Raw genomic sequence first — 1,616 nt, 5'->3', positions numbered from 1 at the left:
GAGGGAGCCGCCCGTTCTCGTACCCGGAACCGGCCCGTGCCCGGAGCCGGCGAGGCTCAGCCGGCGTCCGCCATCCACCCGATGGCGGCGGAAATCCGCGTATAGACCCCGGGGCTCCCCGCCTGACCGCAGCCGCTCCCCCAGGACACGAGCCCGACAAGCCGCCCATGGGCCACCAGCGGCCCCCCGCTGTCCCCCTGGCATGCGTCGTACCCGCCCTGCGGTTCGCCCGCACAGAGCATCGTCGAGGCGTCGTACGTGCCGTTCCTGCCGCCCGGGTAGGCCTGCTCGCACGAGCTGTCCGGCAGAACGCTCACTTTCGCGGACCGGAGTGACGACGCGTAGTCGCCGACACCCGTAGTGTCTCCCCACCCATAGACGACCGCCGCGCTACCCGCCCGGTACCCGGCGTCACCGGCTTCGGCCATCGGGATCACGCTCCGCCCGGGCAACGCTTCGGCGAGGGTCAGCACCGCGACGTCCCCGCCGTTGGTGGTGGCGTCGAACCCCGGACTGACCCACGCCTCGCTCACCGCGATCTCCTTGCCGCCGGAACCGTTCAGCTCGTCCCGGCCGGAGATGATCCGCAGATCGCGCATCTGGCCGACATCGGCACCGAGCGCCTCGCTGCTGAGGCAGTGCGCGGCCGTCAGCACTTTCTTCGGCCCCACCGCCACGGCGCCGCAGAACTGGCCGGCGCGGGCATCTCCGAACCGGTCACGGCTGGAGAGCGCCACCACCCACGGGCTGTCCTTGACGTGAGCGGGCTGGCCCCCGATGACGATGCTGTCCGCGACGGCCGAGGCGGGGGATACGAGCGGTGTCACGGCCGCGGCGGCAGTGAGGGCGAGCGCCCCGGTCATGGTGCGGACGACGGTACGGGACATACGTACTCCTGACTCTGTGATGGATCATGCCTACCCAGAGTCATTCCGCCGACGCCGATCCGCACCCCCACACAGGCCGAGGGCCCGCATCCCCAGGGGGATGCGGGCCCTCGTTCCTTGTACTCCCGCGACCTAGTCGAGGTAGTCGCGCAGTACCTGCGAACGCGACGGGTGACGCAGCTTCGACATGGTCTTGGACTCGATCTGACGGATGCGCTCACGCGTCACGCCGTAGACCTTGCCGATCTCGTCCAGCGTCTTCGGCTGTCCGTCGGTGAGACCGAAGCGCATGGAGACCACACCGGCCTCACGCTCGGAGAGAGTGTCGAGCACCGAGTGCAGCTGCTCCTGGAGGAGCGTGAAGCTGACCGCGTCGGCCGGGACGACCGCCTCGGAGTCCTCGATCAGGTCACCGAACTCACTGTCCCCGTCCTCACCCAGCGGGGTGTGCAGGGAGATCGGCTCGCGCCCGTACTTCTGGACCTCGATGACCTTCTCGGGGGTCATGTCGAGTTCCTTGGCCAGCTCCTCCGGGGTGGGCTCGCGGCCCAGGTCCTGGAGCATCTGGCGCTGCACCCGCGCCAGCTTGTTGATGACCTCGACCATGTGCACCGGAATACGGATGGTGCGGGCCTGGTCCGCCATGGCGCGGGTGATCGCCTGACGGATCCACCAGGTGGCGTACGTGGAGAACTTGTAGCCCTTGGTGTAGTCGAACTTCTCGACCGC

2 protein-coding genes are annotated in these 1,616 nt (G+C 69.1%); both read right to left on the bottom strand.

Going from position 1 to position 1,616, the window contains the following annotated elements; translation table 11 throughout:
- Positions 1 to 56 precede the first annotated feature (56 nt).
- Positions 57 to 887 carry a S1 family peptidase gene (locus tag J1C73_RS05695; protein ID WP_207315370.1) on the bottom strand — a complete coding sequence of 277 codons (831 nt, stop codon included), beginning with the start codon at positions 885 to 887 and terminating at the stop codon, positions 57 to 59.
- A 132-nt stretch (positions 888 to 1,019) separates the two neighbouring features.
- The coding region (locus J1C73_RS34565) for an RNA polymerase sigma factor (RefSeq protein WP_242643768.1) at positions 1,020 to 1,616 on the bottom strand (597 nt) is incomplete at its 5' end.

The sequence above is a fragment of the Streptomyces laculatispora genome (genome assembly GCF_017353455.1).
GTDB lineage: Bacteria > Actinomycetota > Actinomycetes > Streptomycetales > Streptomycetaceae > Streptomyces > Streptomyces laculatispora.
The sequence above is the reverse complement of the archived record's forward strand: the minus strand, read 5'-3'. Positions and strand labels throughout refer to the sequence as shown.

Coding starts and splice junctions, on each gene's coding strand:
- J1C73_RS05695 (WP_207315370.1), bottom strand. CDS start 887: ATGTCCCGTACCGTCGTCCGCACCATGACCGGGGCGCTCGCCCTCACT.